The 18,391-nt window shown below is 46.1% G+C and carries 16 protein-coding genes and 1 pseudogene; 2 read left to right on the top strand and 15 right to left on the bottom strand.

Annotation, left to right across the window (positions count from 1 at the left end):
- Nucleotides 1–42: 42 nt before the first annotated feature.
- The 9 genes and pseudogenes from JCM10914_RS10230 to JCM10914_RS10190 all read right to left on the bottom strand — a co-directional run bounded on the left by JCM10914_RS10230 (nt 43) and on the right by JCM10914_RS10190 (nt 12,061).
- Complete coding sequence (locus tag JCM10914_RS10230) at nt 43–303, bottom strand: hypothetical protein (RefSeq protein WP_023960368.1); 261 nt, start codon at nt 301–303, stop codon at nt 43–45.
- A gap of 101 nt (nt 304–404) precedes the next feature.
- The gene (locus JCM10914_RS10225) at nt 405–3,527 is read right to left on the bottom strand and encodes an ATP-binding protein (RefSeq protein WP_023960365.1); all 3,123 of its coding nucleotides are present in this window, start codon (nt 3,525–3,527) and stop codon (nt 405–407) included.
- A gap of 277 nt (nt 3,528–3,804) precedes the next feature.
- Entirely contained in the window at nt 3,805–4,599 is a 795-nt protein-coding gene (locus JCM10914_RS10220) for a type II CAAX endopeptidase family protein (protein WP_023960363.1), read from the bottom strand.
- Nucleotides 4,600–4,704: 105 nt separating this feature from the next.
- Nucleotides 4,705–5,490, bottom strand: coding sequence for a MerR family transcriptional regulator (locus JCM10914_RS10215; protein ID WP_023960361.1), 786 nt, complete (start codon nt 5,488–5,490; stop codon nt 4,705–4,707).
- A 26-nt stretch (nt 5,491–5,516) separates the two neighbouring features.
- Complete coding sequence (locus JCM10914_RS10210) at nt 5,517–7,370, bottom strand: hypothetical protein (protein WP_023960360.1); 1,854 nt, start codon at nt 7,368–7,370, stop codon at nt 5,517–5,519.
- A 2-nt stretch (nt 7,371–7,372) separates the two neighbouring features.
- Entirely contained in the window at nt 7,373–9,673 is a 2,301-nt protein-coding gene (locus JCM10914_RS10205) for a glycosyltransferase family 2 protein (protein WP_023960358.1), read from the bottom strand.
- Entirely contained in the window at nt 9,673–10,767 is a 1,095-nt protein-coding gene (locus tag JCM10914_RS10200; protein WP_023960356.1) for a bifunctional glycosyltransferase family 2/GtrA family protein, read from the bottom strand. The genes JCM10914_RS10205 and JCM10914_RS10200 overlap by 1 nt, the downstream gene beginning before the upstream one ends.
- Nucleotides 10,768–10,996: 229 nt before the next feature.
- Complete coding sequence (locus JCM10914_RS10195; protein ID WP_036717613.1) at nt 10,997–11,611, bottom strand: hypothetical protein; 615 nt, start codon at nt 11,609–11,611, stop codon at nt 10,997–10,999.
- A pseudogene (locus JCM10914_RS10190) lies at nt 11,604–12,061 on the bottom strand (SMI1/KNR4 family protein). Before JCM10914_RS10190 ends, JCM10914_RS10195 begins: the two are co-directional and overlap by 8 nt.
- 434 nt (nt 12,062–12,495) lie before the next feature.
- Here JCM10914_RS10190 and JCM10914_RS29240 point away from each other — a divergent pair.
- Nucleotides 12,496–14,586 carry a glycosyl hydrolase family 28-related protein gene (locus JCM10914_RS29240; RefSeq protein ID WP_023960348.1) on the top strand — a complete coding sequence of 697 codons (2,091 nt, stop codon included), beginning with the start codon at nt 12,496–12,498 and terminating at the stop codon, nt 14,584–14,586.
- A gap of 89 nt (nt 14,587–14,675) precedes the next feature.
- Here JCM10914_RS29240 and JCM10914_RS30050 read toward each other — a convergent pair whose 3' ends face one another.
- The 6 genes from JCM10914_RS30050 to JCM10914_RS10170 form a co-directional block, all read right to left on the bottom strand.
- Nucleotides 14,676–15,227: a hypothetical protein gene (locus JCM10914_RS30050; protein WP_231638604.1), complete on the bottom strand. Its 552-nt coding sequence runs from the start codon at nt 15,225–15,227 to the stop codon at nt 14,676–14,678.
- Nucleotides 15,148–15,696 carry a hypothetical protein gene (locus tag JCM10914_RS30045; RefSeq protein ID WP_023960346.1) on the bottom strand — a complete coding sequence of 183 codons (549 nt, stop codon included), beginning with the start codon at nt 15,694–15,696 and terminating at the stop codon, nt 15,148–15,150. Before JCM10914_RS30045 ends, JCM10914_RS30050 begins: the two co-directional genes overlap by 80 nt.
- A 21-nt stretch (nt 15,697–15,717) precedes the next feature.
- Nucleotides 15,718–15,849 carry a DUF4303 domain-containing protein gene (locus tag JCM10914_RS28330; protein ID WP_231638603.1) on the bottom strand — a complete coding sequence of 44 codons (132 nt, stop codon included), beginning with the start codon at nt 15,847–15,849 and terminating at the stop codon, nt 15,718–15,720.
- 149 nt (nt 15,850–15,998) lie between these two features.
- Nucleotides 15,999–16,355, bottom strand: a complete 357-nt coding sequence (locus JCM10914_RS30040) for a hypothetical protein (protein ID WP_231638602.1) — start codon at nt 16,353–16,355, stop codon at nt 15,999–16,001.
- A complete protein-coding gene (locus tag JCM10914_RS30035) occupies nt 16,330–16,566 on the bottom strand; it encodes a hypothetical protein (RefSeq protein WP_023960343.1) in 237 nt (78 codons plus the stop codon). The genes JCM10914_RS30040 and JCM10914_RS30035 overlap by 26 nt, the downstream gene beginning before the upstream one ends.
- A gap of 25 nt (nt 16,567–16,591) precedes the next feature.
- Nucleotides 16,592–17,158 carry a hypothetical protein gene (locus tag JCM10914_RS10170; protein WP_023960341.1) on the bottom strand — a complete coding sequence of 189 codons (567 nt, stop codon included), beginning with the start codon at nt 17,156–17,158 and terminating at the stop codon, nt 16,592–16,594.
- 448 nt (nt 17,159–17,606) lie between these two features.
- On the opposite strand from JCM10914_RS10170, the gene JCM10914_RS10165 reads away from it, so the two are divergent.
- On the top strand, nt 17,607–18,386 hold the full coding sequence (locus JCM10914_RS10165; protein WP_023960339.1) for an isocitrate lyase/phosphoenolpyruvate mutase family protein: 780 nt from the start codon (nt 17,607–17,609) through the stop codon (nt 18,384–18,386).
- Nucleotides 18,387–18,391 lie beyond the last annotated feature (5 nt).

The following is an 18,391-nucleotide window of genomic DNA, read 5'->3' as shown; positions in this document are numbered from 1 at the left end:
TCCCTGCCGTCTTACAGATGAGGGATTACAATATGCCCTATATCAAAGCTCTCCGTCATCTGTCTTACGCGGAACCAGCGAGCAGCTCCCCCAATCATCCATCACCATATAGCCGCGTCGGACCAATGCAAATATAGTATTCGTTGTGCAACACCATTCCAATTCCGAAGCATGCCGAAACTGCTGGCTGTTGACTATGGCCGCTTCATATGTCCAAAATTTCGCTTGTTTCCAACGGATCAGCCTACCTCCATGTTTCTCAGCCTGATCCAGAGCCTGCTGTTGAATTTCGGATAGATTCATTCATATCACCAAATAACTTTTCTTCTATATAAGCACGATCCGCTGAATATATTCTGAATGTTCCCATTACTTCATGGTCATAGGGTACTCTAGGTATTCATCTAAAAGCGAACATAAAAAGTTACCGTTGTCCCTATACCTAACGTACTTTTGATATGAAGCCCTGTTCCGAATTGTCGCTTCAATCGCTGATCCGTATTAATTAATCCTACCCCTGATCTGCTATCTGATTTTCTTTCCAGTATTCGCTGCAATTGAACTTCGTCCATTCCGATTCCATCGTCTTCCACGGTGATCTCTGCATGCGTTTCTTGGACAGATATCCGAATTAGAATCTTACCCCCACGCGTTCGCTGCATAATGCCATGTCTTATCGCATTCTCAACTAAAGGCTGGATGGACAGGAATGGGACTTTGATTTCCTTGTAGTCATCCGTCTCCCAGACTACCTGCAACCTTTCTTCAAACCGAACTTTCTCAATATATAGATAGGAACGCACCAAGCTAAGCTCCTCTTCGATCGGAACAAGCATCCCCATGTTTTGAAATTTAAATTTATGTCTCAAGAATTCGCTGAACTCATCCAGCAAATTACGCATCTTGTCCGTATTGATGTCACTTAAAGCTGTAACCGCATTTAATGCATTAAATAAAAAATGGGGCTGGATTTGCGCCTGCAACCATGAGGCTTCTATTTGCAGTTGTTCCTGAATCGTTTGTTTGATCGTTGTTAGCGCCTCTATCCTCGATCTTATTTCTATGGCTTCTACCGGCTTGGTTACATAATCGTTTGCCCCTGCTAGAAAGCCGCTTTGAATATCTTTCGGTTGGCTTCTTGCAGTAAGGAGCAGCATCGGGAGCTCGGTAAGTGTATACCGCTCACGAATCCTTCGTGTCAGCTCATAACCCGACATCTGAGGCATCATGATATCAGTAATAACGAGATCCCATTCCTTAGCGTCCAGTATAGCCAACGCTTCTTTCCCGCTCGTTACCATCGTTGCATCATATTCGTCGGGTGGCAGTATGGCTTCAAGCACTTGAAGGTTGACAGGGTCATCATCAACAATTAAGAGGAGCGGACGATCCCGACTCATTTCAGTTAATGTTTTTTGTTTCACAGCAGGCGGGATCTTCTCCAATCCGATTGTCGCCTCTTCCTGAATCGATTCAGATTGCAAGGCCAAGGGTTCAACGAAGTGAGGAACAGCAGACTCTTCCTCGGCATTCAGACCCGCTAATTGCAATGAAAATGTAAACTGTGAGCCTTCCCCTATACCAGAGGACACCTCCAACTCACCTTGATGAAGCTCAATCAATTGCTTGCTAATGCTTAAACCTAACCCAAATCCGCCTTCAATCATCGTCTCCCTCGCGCTGGCTTGCTCATACGGACGGAAAATGCGCTCTAGCAAGTCCTCATCCATGCCGATTCCGGTATCTGTGATAACAATATACGCTCTTCCGTCCTTTGCCAGAGCTTGAATCGAAATGGTCCCTTCATTCGTATATTTCACAGCATTATGAAGCAGATTGAACACGATCTGAATCACCCGATTCTCGTCTGCGATGACTGGTGGGAAATCTCCAGGAATTTGATTTGCAATCGTAACAGACTTCACTTCTGCATTAAATTGCAGCATATCAATGACTCCCGTCACGATAGGCTGAATGGATATGACTTGTTTCTGTAGACGCGGATTGCCTTCCCGTAAGCTCATCACGTCAATTAAATCGTTTAATATTAATGTCAACCGTCGGCCTACAGATAGTATCGTTTCCAGCTCTTTAATGCTTCTCTCCTGTAACATATGCCGATCCCGCTTCAATACGGATTGTGACATATTCAGCATGCTGTGGAGCGGATTTTTGAATTCATGGGAGGTGTTCGCCAAGAATTGGTCCTTATGGTCATTCATTCTTTGCAGAGTCGCGGCAACCTCTTTGGTATTCGCATGCATGTTGAAATAACCTTTAAACCATACGGCGGCCAAGCATCCCATCGAAATAACCAGATCAAATGGATAGTGGGCTACGCTCAGAGCGCTTTCACGCAAGATTAACGCCCAAAGGAAATGATGGACCAGCGCCAGCATAGAGAAGAGAAGCAACAGATGATCTTTGATACCACTGATTATTTTTTTTGCGATGGCCGCGATCGTCACAACGGCTGTTATGCCGCCCAGTAGAAAATAACCCGGGAAGAGCATAATCACCTGTGGCGGAGCCAAGAACAGGGTAATGCCGGCAATTCCCAAAATCGATACCACGTAAACCGGATACACCCGCCTCCAAAAAGGAAGTTCGCGATGATTCGTACATTCGAGCAACGCATAGCATCCTATCATGAAAGCGGCGTTCGACAGCCGAAAATCCCAATCGCTCCCAATGTAGAATAATTGATGGAACAATTTCTCGTCCGTACTCAACACGCTCGATAGCGTTACGCACAGGGTTAGCAAAGAAAAATAAAGCAGTCTCTTATCCTTATTTCCGAGTAAAAATAAAATAAGCGCATAAGCTGAATGCATCAGAAACAGGATAGCTCCCAGCGTATGCATAGAAACGGAGAGTTTCATTTCCTTCGCAACGGCTTCTTCCGAACCGAATTTAATGGACCGGGCAATACCCCCGCTCCGGCTATCCACATAATTTGCCGCTTGAATCACTAATTCAATAACGCCATTGTCATCTGATGTGAAGCTTGTAGAATAAGGCAGGTTCTTCGCTGTATATTCATCCTTCGTTTCCGCTACCTGACCCGATTTTGCAAGCAACTGACCATTTACATATACTTCTGATGCAGTACGTGCGTTGGATATACGAACGCTATAATTCATGGCCCTCTCCGGATTTACAAGAATACGCAGGCGATAGGACCCGAATCCATAGGACGTGGACTGCTCACTATTCAGATACTCATTCCATCCTCCTGGAACTGATATCAGCCTGGGCTCCATCTTGCCTGATACATCCTGTCCGCTGCCAGCCAGCAGCCATTGTGAAGGATAGAACTCCCATTCCCCGTCAAGTAAGAGAATGTCACCATCTTCTTCATTCCAATCCCTCAAATCCAATTGCCCATTATGAATGGCTACGTGTCTTGTATTGGGATTCATTTCTATCCATAACAAGCGCAAGCTGGATAGAATGACGAATAATAACCCAATTAGAAATATAATATGGATCTTTTTCAAGCGGTAACGTGATGAGTCTTTGGCCAAGAAGGATCCCCTCCTATATCACACATGTGAATATTCGGTAATTCTCTACTGCGAAGCATATCTTCTATATCGGACTTCGTCGTTCAAATTGGCAATAAAAAGAATGAACAAAGTATGACTTTCTAAAAACCCCAGCGAAATGTCGAATTAAGTTTCAGCATAATAGTCATAACGGCGAACATGCGAAAGGAGCTGACGTTGGCCAGCCCCTAAGTTATTTTAGTCAACTATACAAAAACAGCTTAGCATTAATATATAATCATCGTCTTTTCTTTCACTATCGATATAATACTTTCTTTGGATTTAGCACAATCAGTACTACTGCTACTATCGAATATAATATTGCGTTGTACAGGATTAAATCCACTACATTTCCGTTTAAGATCCCAATAAAAAAATTAAAGAACTGGTGGATCATAATTGGAATGATTAAATTTTCATTTAGATTATAAAATGCTGTCATGATGATCTGAACAGAGATGATTAAAATCATAAAAAGCACAATATATTGGATTAAATCGAGGCCCACAAACCCTGTAGTAAACCATATGGGTAGATGCCACATTCCCCACCAGAACCCTATTATAATAGAAGCCTTCAGAGGTGAATGCTCCTTTTGGAGCTCAATTAGAGCAAAGCTTCTCCAGCCTATTTCTTCTCCTAGTGACCCAGCAAATAAATTTTTTATAAAGAAATAGATCAGCATCCCCAAAGTGGATATTGTAAAAATAGACCCTGCTTCATTATTTTTAGACAATATGATAAACAAGGTTATCAAAAATACCAAAGCCTGAATCATGATTACTGTAAGAATCACGGATAATCTTATTTTATTTTTAAATTTATCTTTTACAAATGGCATGAAATTTTCTTCAGGATAGATCCTTTTGAATAATATGATAAAAGCAAAGGTTGATGACCAAGATGATATGCATAACATGATATCGAATACTACTGCGGGTAACCCTAAAATACTTGTTATTCCTACAAGTAGAAACAGCGGCCAAAAAATAATGTTGGTTAGCAGAATAAAGCTTGCTATTGGTCTTTTTAGTTTCTGTTTACTTGTCATAAATACTCCTCGCTTCAAACTAGGTATTTAGCAATATAATGCTCTTCCTATTTACTAATACCTTCAGCTTAAACCTAGGAGTAACACACAGGTCAATACTCTTTACTATGCTATCGGGGCGTAAAGTTCCAAAAATGCACGTTCAAGGCCATCTTCATAGACTGTAATTACTGTATTTATATAGACTAATCCTAAGAGCTCATATTCATTTTCTGCTGCTATGCTTCTTAGGCTATCTCCTACTTGACCATCAATATTCTCTCCACCGGTTAACCATCTACCATCTTCAATGATCATATAAATGCACTTCGGATAAGTGAGAACTTCTCCTTCTGTATCATCCTCAACTTTACTTACAACTACAAACCTGTCTCTTACAACACCCTCTTCATTGAAGCTTATTATTCTCCTTAACCCTGTTAATGTAGCAGCTCTTTTTAAATGATCTGTATCGTTTTGCAGAATTGTATATTCATCATGTGAGGCAAAGTTCGTTAGTTCCCCCTTCACCTCTAATGGCTCCATTTCCCTTATGGTATATCCACCTAAATATTGCTTTATGTTCTGGCAATCAGCCTTAACTGATCTAATGCGTTTTAATAGTAGGTTCTTTTGCTCTATTTCTTCCAATATTTTTTGTTCTTTGTCCTCTATCAGTATTTCAATATCCTTCACGCTCATGCTCTTTCTTATATCTTGGATCATCTTAATTTCAACATCTATTTCTCTATAAAAATTGATTGTCATAATATCATAGATGTCAAAATGATTATATTTTCTATATCCGTTATGATCATCTTGTTTAGGCTTGACTAATTCCTTTTCCTCATAAAATTTCAACGTGTCCCTTGATACCCCAAGAAAATTAGCGACTTGTCCGATTGTATACATGTATCCTCCACTAGTTCTGGATGACTTCATAGCAGCGTAAGCACGATCTCGTCCCCGGAACGGGTAATCTGGTAAATGCCCGCCTGCATGTCAACGCCATAATGCTTTTTCAACAACCGTTTTGCGTCTTTATCCGTCTCTACAACCACCAAATAATCATAACCGCTCAATAGATTGTCCATATTGTCTTCATAGAACAACACGATCCCGTCGACATTCGGGGCAAACAAGAAATACCGGCCGATGTATTGCATATAAAAGTTCGTTACCTGCAAGTCCTTGTCCGAGGCATAGAACAGGTACTTGCTCTCATCCTCCTGGCCGCCATCGTACCAGCGGTCGCCGGTGACAGCATGGACTTTGTACGGCAGCGAGTTATCGTAGTCCCGGGCGATCGAGACCATGCCATTGTATTCCGATAACAGCAAGGTGACAGCAACCGCCGTACAGGCCATAACACCTTTCTGGTAGAAACCTTTCGTGCGGACATTCTTAAACGCACGAAAGTCGGGCACTTCGCCGATTTTATGGTGAAAGGAACGCTCGATGTCCACCGTGGCGCATAGCACCAACCCACCGACAAACAGCACCACAATACTCGAAGCATAACGCTCGAATCCTGCAAGCCACATCGCCTCGTCCAGCGGCATCGAGAAGAGATACAGTCCTAGAATTCCTGCATAATACAGCAGCAGGACGACATCCAGGGCGATCAGCGCTTTCCACAACTTCCATTTCTTCTTGAGCACGACAGCTGCAAATACCGAAGCCGCAATTGCGAGAATCTGAAATATGACAATCCCCATCACCGGGCGCGTCGTCAAATCGGTGCTAGACTTCAGAAACAGCGAGAAAATTTCAACCATCTGCTCCAAGGTTCTATTGGTATCAAGACCTGAAGAAGAGACCTCGAATTTGTTCTCAACCCCCTGAAACACCGTCGCCATCCGCATGCTCCAACCATAGGAAGGAAGAAATGCGCCAACGAGCGTCCCTGCTACAGCCAGCGCTTGTTTCCAGCCCGGCTTTTTCCAATGCGTCAGCCATGTATATACCAGGTAAATCAGGCCGACGGCCGCAAAAATAACGCCCGTGCTCTTCGTGACCGTCAACAGCCCTGCCAGCGGCAGAACAATCGCGCATGCCCGCAGAATATCATTCCGGTACTGATGGACAACCGCAAAGATGGCCAGCACATAAATCGGGAGCAGGAAATCCACCAATAGATTGTTGATGCGGATCGTAATATTAAAGAACGAAAGCGTAGAAAGGCCCATCCCGAGAACAGCATACAGAAGATAGCGTCTCTTCTCGGAAACGATGCCAAACATGGCATAAAAACAGGAGAAAATGAGCAGCCCTTGTGCCAATAGCATAATCGACTGAGCTTGTCCGGCAAAACGACAGACATAATAGATAAAAGACGAGATGCCCAGCGGATAATTTTTAAAATCAATGAGATCGGCGTCTGGTGTCGGAAAAGCATCCGTACTTAACATCTGTTTCAACACGATCGCCCAGTGGGAAAAATTATCGTAATGCGTCAATTGGTTCTGGAAAAGCACCAACAGAAAAATGAAGCTTCCCAGCAAAAAAGAAAGCTTCGATATGGAAAAGGTAATGCGAAATGAAGGCCTCTGGTGCAGCCAGAAAACCAAGATGACCACAAACGCAACCAGACCCAGAATCATAATCGCCACACTGCCCGCATGGAGCCTGCCTGCCAAACCGCTGAAAAAAACGAGGCAGGCAATCGTGGAGAACACGAATACAGGGATAAACTCCCAGCGTAGTGAAAGGAACTTCCGAACCAACAGCATATAACCAAGGAAGGAGAATACCAACGCGATTCCCATCAAAAGTTGAAGTACCGTCAGCATCTCTATCCCTCCTTAACCTCTCTGGCCAAATGCTCTGAATGCGGATGGATCAAATCATCCAGCAATTGATTGATGAGGCCTCGCTCCAATAGTTCGTCGATATTCTCAACCGAGAGAAGCACCTCGCGATGACGGGCCGTCGTTTTTCCGGTATGTTGCAAAATAATTTCAATATTACTTTTCGTATAAAAAGTAACCTGAGTTCCTGCCGAAATGTCTCCCTGGAAGCCAGAGGCGGAGAAGAACAGGTAATTGAAGCTACGCAGCGTACAGCGGGCCCCGTTCGTGAATACGACCGGCTGCCGAAGTTGAACCCGGGGCATTTTTCGCTGGTCCGACTTGGGCTGTACGATACGTTTACGCACGTTGCGAAGCATATCATCATAAGCCGTATCCCACATATTCATTTGCTCTGGCAAAGAATGCTTTCGATCGTAAATGATTTGCATGTACTGGCGTTTATCCGCCTCGCTGATCGGCTGAACCATGGCTGAATAACGCCAGCCTTCTCCGTCCTCCTTCACATAGACGACGACAGCATCGAGATTCGCTTCGTAGCGCTTCGTTGTTACGGTCAAAGAGATCCTTACCCGTTCCGGCAAGTAAATGGGATACGGGACATGAAAGGCAATGCCTTGCTCCGATACATCCACGGTCTTGCCCTGATAGCGCAGGCTGCTGGCTTCGTAGTGAATCGTGATGTCCTCTTGTGCCCGAATACGCTCTGTCTCCCGGTAAGCGCGGCGGCCGACCATGAAGAACAGCGCATAGAACAAGGCGATCATATTATGCATCAGCCAGAAAATGATAATGCTGCTGAAGAACAGCGCCAAGCCGTACTTCCCGTCAACGAATCGAATCACGGCCGCAATCGAAAGCAGAAGCAGGAAGATATGCGGGAGGGCGTACCACAAGGAGGATATCACTTTCCGGCCCGCGGTCTTCTTCTTGCTCGTCACCTTGAATTTACGCTCGCGGATGCCTATGGTTTCAAGGAAGACGGGCATGATCAGATATGGCATAAAGATCGTATCGATGACTTGGCTCCAGCGCTGATTGCGAATGTTGCTCGATAGATACCGCATCGACATGCTGTAACAGAAATAGGATGGTAGCCAGAAAATTACGATTTCCCAAAAACTCGTATTGACGATTTGAAAGTCGAATAGCGCAAACAAGATGGGGGCCAGGATGAATATCAGCCGATTGAAAAAGGACCACCAATACAAGAAGCTGCTTAAGTACGTCACTCTCGTCCAGATCGGAAGCTTCTTGGAAAAGATAGCGCCGGTATTCTGCAAGCTTTGAATAATACCCCTGGCCCAGCGGATGCGCTGTTTAATCATGCTCGGGATCGTGGTTGTGGTCAGACCGGCGGCCTGCACCTCCTGGGTGGCATACGTAATATAGCCTGCTTGCTGCAGGCGGATGCTCGTCTCAAAATCTTCGGTGATCGTGTTCAGCGGGAACCCCTGGATCTCCTCCATCGCTCTCCGGGAAATGACCGTGTTGCTTCCGGTATAAGCCACCGCATTGGAGGCATTGCGCAGAATGTTCACCTCGCGTGAGAAGAAATCCTGTTCATTCGGAATTTCCTGCTCTGCATATAGATTAAATTGGAATAGATCCGGATTATAGAAGCTCTGCGGGGTCTGGACCAGCCCGAGCTTGAAGTCTTCCTCCCGCTCATCCTCTCGGCGTGGCCGCCATTGCCCATTCTCCTCGATGAATTCGGAGAGCAGGAAATAGGGAACGGTCTTCATTAGAAAGGTATGCTGCGGAATCATGTCGGCATCGAAGGTCGCAATCAGCGGGGAGGAAGTTTTGCTCAGCGCGTTGTTGAGATTGCCGGATTTGGCCTCCTTGTTGCCGGGAAAGCCCAGGTATCCGATACCAAACTCACTGGCCAGCTCTTGTACTTCAGGCCGCCCGCCATCGTCACACAAATAAATATGAACCTTCTGTTTGTCGGGGTAATCCATGAAAGCACAAGCATTCACCGTTTTATACAACAGATCGACCGGCTCATTGTGCGTAGCGATAAATACATCCACATCCGGATAATGCTCCGGCGGTATGTTCGGGAATTCGAGCTGGGTCCGTTCCTTCTGCATCTTCTGAATAAACAATTCAAACGTGGTCAGCACCGTGACCGTTTCGGCGACGATCAACAGAATCCCGAACACCATGTTCATCCAGCCTTGATCCCATGGCAGCGTAAAAATCATGCGCCATAGTAAATAAATCGACATCAGGATCATCGTGACGACAAACAGAACATGTTGCCGCTTTTCGTTTTGCACTAAAGCCGCTGCCTCCTTGCTGCAAATACCCACCGCCGCTGCATGTGAAAGCTGAACAGGAACAGCAGGGCATCGCAGGCGAATTTCGCTATCTTTTCACTCATGAAGAATATCGTATGTAGTCCATAGACGCCGGTGCTGGACAGCAAGATCACGATCGCGCACAGCGTCAAATAGCGCCATAAGCTTCCCCGGCTCTCCTCTCTGCGGAATACAAAGTGCTTATTCAGCAAATAGTTGACCACAATGGAAATGACTCTTGCAATCACCGTCGCCAGTAGAATCCGTACATAATCTTGCTGGCCCAAGATGGGCCGCAGAAAGTCGATTAGAAACCACGCAATGCCTAAATCGACCACGGCACTGGCAATCGAAGAAGACGTAAATCTCAAGAAATTGGAGAACAGGACGCGCATTACGCGGGCACTGTCCCGGATCGCTTTAAAATGAGTGCCTTTATTGCCGTTTTCATAAATGACTTGAATCGGCAGGGTATGAATCGGGATACCGGATTGGATGCAGGAAATGAGCATCTGCAGCTCGTATTCGAATCGGGAGCCGCGAACCCCTTGCATAAACGCCAGTAATTGAGGGCCGAAGGCACGCAGCCCGGTCTGGGTATCCGCCAACCGCTTGCCGTACAGCATGGCAAACATGGAGGACGTTACCCGATTGCCCAGCAACGACTTGGGCGGTATGCCGGACTCGCTGAAGTTCCTTACTCCGAGAACCAGCGCATCAGGATGGCGTCCGGCTTCTAGGGCGAGCCGATATACGTCTTCTGCCGCATGCTGTCCGTCGGAGTCTGCGGTTACTACGCAAGCAACCTGATCGTACTGCTGCTGAATATACCGGAATCCGGTCTTGAGCGCATTGCCCTTCCCCTGATTCTCCGCATGCCGCAACAGGACGCAGCCGCGCTCACGAAGTTCCTCGAAGATCGGCTGGTACTCTTCGCCAGAGCCGTCGTCCACAATTACAATATTCATCAGGTCGTATTCTCGTAGTCGTTGTACATAGGACAATAGTCTTTCATCTGGCTCAAGCGACGGAATCAGGACTATCGCTTCGCCTTTTTCTTTCCCTATCATCATCCTAATAAGCCCCAATTCGACATATTTTAGCAAAATTTCGATTGAACATTGGTAGTATATCACCGAAAAGGTAGAGCGTAAACGAGAATCTTCGTCTATTGTGGGGAAAAAGGACTACACATAAAAGAAGGCCTTGCCGTAGGCAAGACCCAGGAGTTGGATTTGTCAAGGTGTCTAAAAGTGAATGCCACCCTAAGGGAGGCATCGCGTTGAGTCGCGGCGGGATATCCTATTTGTTATGCATAACTAGCTTATATTTCTTAACAATCCAGGAGTTCATTATGTCATTCATCGCATCTTTGCTTAAGCGGACGGGCGGTTTTTGCTCTTGCAAAGCATCGGCCGCAGGTATTGAAAAGCGGAGCAGCTTGGTCATTTTCTTAATGTCATTCGCTACTTCATTAAAAAATGCATAGGTTAACGGCCAATGTTCCCGAATATCCTCATACATATAATGGTTTCCTTTCTCATTCTCCAAATCCATTCGAAAGCCCTTGGGAAATGAAAGCATGACAGACGGTAATTCGTCTTCTGCCCATTGCTGGTTATAGGGAAAGCTGATCCCTTCATTTCTTACAAAGAATCCAGAGCTTTCATGCTCCATAGTAAGAGAAATGGAATATACAAAGAAAGGGTGGTAACCCGGCTTTTCTTGCATTGTATAATACTGATAGAAAGTTTTATAAGCCTCATATACCTGATTTAGGTCATGTTTCGTTCGGTCATGATTGGTTCGATGAAATTGCGCATGTTTTTGCCCAAAGAGCTTCAACACCCTATTCAACTCTGCTGGCGTTATGAAGAATTTCAGTTTATAGAATCCGCTGTGTTTCAATCTATCCATTTCCGCACCACCATTCATAAAAATGGTCCTCGATCAGCGCCTCAAATGAATCCGCTAATAACTTGATCTCCCCGGTATCGTGATGGCAGATGAAAACCTCCCCTGCTTGATCGATGAAAATCGGATCACCGGATCCATCCATAGAAACGACATAACTGGTCTGCAAAACCTCTGCAAAGGCAAGTTCCTTGAATTGCTCTCGGAACCCCAGCGTCAAATCGACAACCGTTTCATTTCCGAGACTTGAGCCATTCGAGAAAGCATGTATGGCCAGACCTGCATATGCTCCCCCAAACGTCTTGATAAAGTGTACGTAGCCTCATGAAAGTTTACATTCAGCCGTTGTTGTGCCTTCGCAATTTCCTCTAGGCTCGCCGGAATGCCTACGAGTGTGCTATTACCTTCCCGCTGAAGAAAGTTCTTTAATCTCTCCATTAACGCATTTTTCAAAGATTAATCTCCTCCCTGCCCATACTGTTTTCAGAGTATCCGTATTGAAAGTTTTTTTGTAACCGATTACAAGAAGAGAACCGCATGTATGTTATTTTCTTGACGGGTATCCAAATCTCCTCTGTCATTTGCCTTGTCATGCCATAATAAATCTCGAAACTAGCCCTTCAACCTGCATTTTTCGCGGAATTTAGAATCATTTACTGGAATAGAGGATTTTTTTTGCTATAAAATACTTTATTTAGATAGATGAGAAGGTTATAATATGTTTCAGGGAAAAATTTCCTTTTCTATATCGTAAAATGTAATCGTTTTCTTTATGGTGTATTCGCAAAAATATGAAAACGAATCCATGCTATGAAAGGGGTGATGGAAACTGAAATGACAGGCAAGACAAGGACAAGAACCCTTTGAAAACAATTAAGGAGGACGAAATGATGAAGAAAAAATGGCTAAGCAAGCTTATCGCAATCTTACCGATATGTGCCTTGATCACCTCTATTGTTATCCCTGACACAGCCAGCGCAGCCCCTTGGAGAAGCTCACTGTATCCGGCGAATTGGACTCCCGGGTACCAGGACGCTCAAGGCCGGTTTCTGCAAGACTTTAGCTATGCAGGCTACTGGCGGGGCGAGAAAAACATTCCCACCAACCCGCCAGGAGCTACTTATAATGCCGTAACCCAATACGGTGCAGACCCAAGCGGCGCCGCTGATTCCACCAATGCCATACAAAATGCTATTAATGCTGCAGGTACCGCAGGCGGAGGTATCGTATATTTGCCTTCGGGCACTTATAAGGTCAGACCGCAAGGGTCCAGCAACAGCGCGATCTGGATCAACAGAAACAATGTGGTGCTCCGGGGCGCGGGCAAATCGTCTACCTTTATTTTCAACGACTCTACCAGCATGCGGGACAAAGCCGTGGTACGTGTAGCGCCCATTAACTCAGCAGACTGGTTCTCCCCTACGAATACACCTACCTCCATCCGCAGTGATATTCAGCCTCTGTCCACAAGAATTCCGGTCAGTAGTGTAAGCGGATACAATGTTAACGAGTTTATCATCGTCCGCGCCGATGCCTCCGATGCCTTCATAGCCGAGCACAGAATGAGCGGTCTGTGGAATTCTTCTTTAAGGGGGCAGACCTTCAACCGGCAGATCGTCGGTATTGAAGCGTCCACCAACACACTGATCGTAGACATCCCAATCCGGTATACGCTTAAGACAAGGGATAACGCCCGCGTCTATAAGATAGGTCAAGCTATCACCGAGGCAGGAATAGAAAATCTCTCCATTGGCATGAGGCAGCATACGGGATCGGGTTGGGGCGACACGGACTTCAATAGATCAGGCACAGGCGCTTATGATGTCCACGCCTCCAAAGCTGTCACCTTCTCTCATGCCAGGAACAGTTGGATGGACAACGTGAATTCCTACAGGCCAAGCTCCAACGGATCGGATATTCATTTATTGTCCCATGGCGTGGTAATCAACCAATCCCGTTCCATCACCATCCAGAACTCCCATCTCCAAAAACCTCAATATCGGGGTGAAGGCGGTAACGGATACTTGTATCATGTTCAAGGCGGCGATAACTTGATTCAAAACTCTGCGGCCACCAACGCTAGACACAGCTTCACCATGTCCAGCATGTGGACAAACGGCAACGTCTTTTTTAACAACACGTCCAATTACCCTCGTCTCGCTTCCGACTTCCATATGCATCTATCTGTAGCTAACCTGTTCGACAGCATGAAGATGAACGGCGATTATCTGGAGGCTGTATACCGGCCATACGGAACCGTTCAGCACGGCTGGACCACGAGCCAATCGGTGTTTTGGAATACAACCGGAAATGCATACCAATCTGGTCAATCCGCTATTGTGAAATCGAGGCAGTGGGGCCAAGGCTATGTCATCGGCACACGCGGATCGGCTAGTGCCGTAGAATATTCGGTTCCCGCCAATGATCCCTCGGCTCCACAGGATTTTGTCGAAGGAGTCGGTACGGCAGCAGATTTAATGCCGCAATCCTTGTATCTGGACCAAAAAGCCAAGCGATTGGCCGGAGGGGGAAATCCTAATCCAAACCCTGGCAATCTTTTGAGAAACGCAGGCTTTGAAGAGGGGAATCTGAACGGGTGGACGGAGTGGAACGGCGGAACCCTTGCGCAAAAAGTCGACACCGACAACCCTATGGAAGGAACCTACAAATTAACCCACTGGGCCTCCGTCGCATACCAGCAATTAACATACCAGCAGGTAAACGTGCCGAACGGCACTTACTCGGCTAGCGTCTGGGTCCGCTCCGGCGGAGGACAGAATACGCTGCGGATGTTCGCTAGAAACTACGGCGCTGCAGAACGGACGGCCGAGATCGGAAGCAACCCCGTTACGGGTTACACCAAATACACCATCGATAACATTGCCGTCACTAACGGCCAAATCGAAATCGGCATCTGGAACGACGCCAATGCCAACAACTGGGCAGCGTTTGACAATTTTGAGTTAGTGAAGAAGTAAGGGATACGCCGAATTGTACATTGGCGTAACAGGCCAAACACCCCCTCATTTTCCCACTATTATAAGGGTGAGTTGAGGGGGTATGGCATTTAGGTCCATTTTTGAAAACCCAAATTGTATAAGGACGCTTGTATTTCTTGATCGATTTTGCTTTTGGAGGTCGCGAATTCCAATTCGGACAAGGCATTCGGAAGTTTCTGCTGGATGAAAGAGTCGAAATCGATGGCTGTTTTGAAAATGCGGAGCTTGCGCAGCGATGGCAACTGCTCCATACCCGACAAACGAGCCAAACCTTTGCAATTTGAAATCGTTATCTCCTCCAGCGCCTCAAGCTCCCGGTCAAAGCCGATTTCCTGCAGCTTGACTTGATCCTCGATGACAAGGCTCGTCAGCGCTCGGAATTTCGTAATCTGGCTCAGGTCATGCAAACCGCGGACTCTACATATTTCTAAATGATCAATTTCATTCTCTTCGATTTCCTGAATATGCTCCCGGCCTCCAAGCAAAATACGAAGTTGCTTCAGCTTCTTTAACCGGTTTATAAAATGTAACGGCAACTTGCTAATCGAATGTAGCGCGAGGTAATTCAAATCTTCCAGATGTCCGATCGCTTCCAGGTTCTTCACCTTGCCCCCCAACATGTAATTGTTCCAGACCAGAGAACGCTTTAAAATATTCCAGGTCGAGCATCTTCTTATCCGAGATCACGGTTATATCTTTTAAAGTGCGCAGTGAGTCTATTCCTAAAATATCCGAATCCTCCAGCTCATGTATGCCCAGTTTCAGACTGTGCAAGTGTTCCAGGGCGGCCAATGCTTCGGTGTTATGCGCCTGGACGAGACTGTTGAGATGAAGCATTTTGACATGGGGAATCCGGAGGAGCGTATGACCATCAAACGAGAGGGAGCGATGCCCGTAGAAGCGTACTCCGAAGTTTTCATCCAAACGCGAACAAAGCTCATCCACTTCCTCCAAAATGGAGCCATAATAATCCGGGTGAGAGAACTGAACAATCACTTGGTTACCGTCGCGCAAACCCTGCTGAATCTGTACCCGGTCCAGCGTAGCCGGATTATCGATCAGAATCTTTCTTTTCCATTTCTTGCGCATTCGCAAACCTCCTAATTGCCTTTACTCCGCCGCTTCCCTCTCTAAGGCCTCCCATGACCAAGCGGAGATGCTTGGCGCATGTCCCTCTCCAGTAGTAAATAAAGTGCAGTAATAGTAACGTTCGCCATTTTCAAAAAGAGTGCGAAAAGACATGCTGGCCGCACCTGCAATCTCTGCCGCCAGCGCCTCTATTTCTTGCGATTTGCCCCCTTCCGTTCATTGATAAGTTCGAGTTAACGAAGCCGATTGCACGGAGGCGAAACCACATGGTTCACTGTGCCGACGGATTTCTCTCCGGCTCTCTACAATGGGTATGGCGGGGCTTTTGCCGCTGCCAGGTTATCCGGGTGAACGTTCGTTGGCTCATAGTCATGCATGCGGAGAAAGATATACTCCATTTCCTCCAACGGCATTTGCAATTGTTGGGCGGTCTCATAAAGGCCCTTATCTTGCGCAAGCCATTCCCTAGCCTTGCTGATTTTTCCATCCAACCAATCGTTCTCCAACATCCAGTTTTTGAAACGGGTTAAAAATTGAAGTTGTGTTGCCGGATCCGCATGCTTTTTATACTTGGAAACAGACTCCGACACATAATCATAGAGATAAATACCTAAAGCTTCGCGTTGTTCATTTTTAGATATCCAGTTGATACTGCTCATAGATGATGCTGATGTCCAGATCTAGGGCATGATCCCTGCTGTCAAAGCGTCTGAAGGTTTTTCGGCCGTAACTTTCAGGCAAGACGCGCAATGCAAAGTGAATATCGTACGGAAACTCCCATGTTTTCGCTAATTCTTCCAGCGGCAAAAGCTCTTCTCTCAATTGGGCTACACATGTTCCATGCGTATCTAATGTAAAAGCTAGTTTCATTCATGCCTCCCTTAGACAAAATTCATTATAATTCGTATTTCTCAAACTGTTCTTGTAGCGTTGCTTCGTACGGGATCCACTCCGAATCGCTCCATAAAGACGTTCTTACAAGTTCCGACAGCTTATCTACGGCTTGTTCCGGGCTCGTCATGCTAATGAAGTCGTCAAAATCCTCATTACGAATATTCAACACTTTCCGCAGGTAGTCATCATTCATCCGTTCTTCTTTAAGTTCTTCATATTCATCCCTCGTCCACGGTTCACAAAAGATTCTTTCGGCCTGAATGTCTCCATTCTCGAAAAACGACAACTCGAATATTTCCTCATTCATATATCCGACGGTCATCACTGGCTCCTCGATAAACCGGGACAACGTTCGGCCAATCTCCTTCACCGTACCCCAAACAAAATAATCGTGGAGCACACTGACCCAGTTCTCGTTGCTTTTGCTGACATACATCACATCTTGGGTCTCTTGCGCCTCTTTTTTGCCTAATACTTTGGGATGTTCTGCGCTTAGTTCCCTTAATGCTTCTAAAGTCTGCTCAAGGTTGTTCGACTTAATATGCAAATTAGCGAATGATCTTCCCATGGATAACCTCCTAAAACTAAGGATTCTATATGTTCATGAGCAATAGATTAGCCCTATATCATATGTATCTTATTTCCATTATAAAGATCTTTCGTCCTAAATCTACCTGATTTTTACCTCTATTCTGGAAATATGTCCTCCAAAGCGAGGTCAACCGCAGACTCCGCATGAAGTCTTGTTGTATCGTAGAGTGGGACCCCGCAGTTTCTTGTGAGATGAGCAAGGTGATCTCAGTGCACCTGGATTCTCTAAAATAGATGCCTGATTTTCGGGTACGAACGTCTAAAGCGTAGGGTATAGTATGCTTATTCTTAATGTGTAGGTGTCATTTTATCGTCCGGTTCCTCGTCAAAGCGGTTGAGCAGGACCCAGAGAAGCGATGGAAGGGACAAGATTTCCGAGCTTTATCTATCGACGAATCTAATGAGAAGAGAGGGACATCAAACAAATGAAAAATCAACTTGAGCAAGCAAGGATATTTCACGAATTGCACAGAAGCGGTCGCCCGCTGATTCTCGTCAATGCGTGGGATTCCGGGAGCGCACGGACCGTTCAACAAGCCGGAGCCGGAGCTATCGCTACCGGAAGTTGGGCGGTAGCTGCCGCGCATGGATACGATGATGGCGAGAAGCTCCCTTTCGACCTTGTTCTATCCAATCTTAAGCGAATTCATAATAATGTGGATCTACCCATTACGATAGATATAGAAGGAGGCTACGGTCGGTCCCCAGAAATCGTCAAGAACAATGTGTTAAAGATCATCGAGTGCGGAGCGATAGGCGTCAATATCGAGGATCAGTGGATCGATGGAACCCGGCTATACTCCGAAGTGGAGCAAGCCTTGCGTATCGCAGCTGTACGAGATGCAGCCCAGTATACGTCGATACCTCTTTTCATCAATGCCCGCACCGATATATTCTTCCAAGTCTCTGTAGATGCACACAATGAAGACCATGTAGAAGCTGCCCTGCAAAGGGCAACCGTCTATGCGGAAGCTGGCGCTCACGGGATCTTCGTGCCAGGTCTGTGCAACGAGAAGCTCATCGATAGCCTGTGCCAGCGATCCCCTATTCCCGTTAACGTGATGAAATCCCCGGAATCTCCTTCTCTTGAGAGACTGGCCGCATTAGGCGTAGCTCGTATCAGCTATGGTCCATATCTTTACCTTCTAATGATGGATGCGTTAAAACAAGCCAGCGCCAAAGCGCTAGCCTTTCAAGAACTGTGAGCACC

This window comes from Paenibacillus sp. JCM 10914, from assembly GCF_001315105.1.
Classification (GTDB): Bacteria; Bacillota; Bacilli; order Paenibacillales; family Paenibacillaceae; genus Paenibacillus_AQ.
The sequence above is the reverse complement of the archived record's forward strand: the minus strand, read 5'-3'. Positions and strand labels throughout refer to the sequence as shown.

Bases quoted from the DNA above. Each gene is read 5' to 3' on its own strand.
- JCM10914_RS10230 (WP_023960368.1), bottom strand. From the start codon at position 303: ATGAATCTATCCGAAATTCAACAGCAGGCTCTGGATCAGGCTGAGAAA.
- JCM10914_RS10220 (WP_023960363.1), bottom strand. From the start codon at position 4,599: ATGACAAGTAAACAGAAACTAAAAAGACCAATAGCAAGCTTTATTCTG.
- JCM10914_RS10215 (WP_023960361.1), bottom strand. From the start codon at position 5,490: ATGTATACAATCGGACAAGTCGCTAATTTTCTTGGGGTATCAAGGGAC.
- JCM10914_RS10210 (WP_023960360.1), bottom strand. From the start codon at position 7,370: ATGCTGACGGTACTTCAACTTTTGATGGGAATCGCGTTGGTATTCTCC.
- JCM10914_RS10200 (WP_023960356.1), bottom strand. From the start codon at position 10,767: ATGATGATAGGGAAAGAAAAAGGCGAAGCGATAGTCCTGATTCCGTCG.
- JCM10914_RS10195 (WP_036717613.1), bottom strand. From the start codon at position 11,611: ATGGATAGATTGAAACACAGCGGATTCTATAAACTGAAATTCTTCATA.
- JCM10914_RS29240 (WP_023960348.1), top strand. From the start codon at position 12,496: ATGATGAAGAAAAAATGGCTAAGCAAGCTTATCGCAATCTTACCGATA.
- JCM10914_RS30050 (WP_231638604.1), bottom strand. From the start codon at position 15,227: ATGTTGGGGGGCAAGGTGAAGAACCTGGAAGCGATCGGACATCTGGAA.
- JCM10914_RS30045 (WP_023960346.1), bottom strand. From the start codon at position 15,696: ATGCGCAAGAAATGGAAAAGAAAGATTCTGATCGATAATCCGGCTACG.
- JCM10914_RS28330 (WP_231638603.1), bottom strand. From the start codon at position 15,849: ATGTCTTTTCGCACTCTTTTTGAAAATGGCGAACGTTACTATTACTGC.
- JCM10914_RS30040 (WP_231638602.1), bottom strand. From the start codon at position 16,355: ATGAGCAGTATCAACTGGATATCTAAAAATGAACAACGCGAAGCTTTA.
- JCM10914_RS30035 (WP_023960343.1), bottom strand. From the start codon at position 16,566: ATGAAACTAGCTTTTACATTAGATACGCATGGAACATGTGTAGCCCAA.
- JCM10914_RS10170 (WP_023960341.1), bottom strand. From the start codon at position 17,158: ATGGGAAGATCATTCGCTAATTTGCATATTAAGTCGAACAACCTTGAG.
- JCM10914_RS10165 (WP_023960339.1), top strand. From the start codon at position 17,607: ATGAAAAATCAACTTGAGCAAGCAAGGATATTTCACGAATTGCACAGA.